Origin of the sequence: Mycobacterium sp. NAZ190054, assembly GCF_001545925.1 — a bacterium.
GTDB lineage: Bacteria > Actinomycetota > Actinomycetes > Mycobacteriales > Mycobacteriaceae > Mycobacterium.
Map to the genome: position 1 here is coordinate 1 of NZ_LMVQ01000528.1, position 569 is coordinate 569.

General features: G+C 72.4%; 1 protein-coding gene. It reads left to right on the forward strand.

Translation table 11 applies throughout. The features are described from left to right. Positions 1–494: DUF222 domain-containing protein (locus tag ASJ79_RS25420; RefSeq protein WP_156448648.1), on the forward strand; the 494-nt coding region annotated here is incomplete at its 5' end. Between the last annotated feature and the right edge of the window lie 75 nt (positions 495–569).

Here is a 569-nt window from a genome sequence, read left to right on the forward strand (position 1 = left end):
GGTCCCGCAAGAGCGTCATCGACGCCATCGACGCCGAGGTGATCGCGCTGGACCCCGACGCGGCCAAACACCGCCGGCAGAAGGCCTACGACGAACGCGCGGTGCACGTCGAGACCGGGCTGGACGGGATGGGCTGGCTGCGGGCCCGGATGAGCGCCACCCAGGCCGCGGCCTGGGACACCAAACTCTCGGCGATGGCCAGCGCGGTCTGCCCGGCCGATCCCCGCACCCTGCTCCAACGCCGCGCCGACGCCCTCGACGCCCTACGCGACGGTCTCCCGTTCACCTGCGCCTGCACCACCGCCGACTGCCCCACCCGCACCACCACCGGACAGGTCGAGCCCGCCGCACCGGCGCGGGGCAGTGCTGATGCCGAGCCGGCCGCGCCGGTGCGGCCGGGGTTGCCGGTGCCGGCCGGGGCGTCGGTGGTGCTGCACGTGATTGAACCGTCCTGGTCTGGATGGAGACCTCGGTTAGGCCACCTCCGGTGTTGAGGCGGCGTCATTACGGTACTGGGCCTCGTAGTCGATCGGCGACTGGTAGCTCAGGGAGGAGTGCAGGCGGTCGGT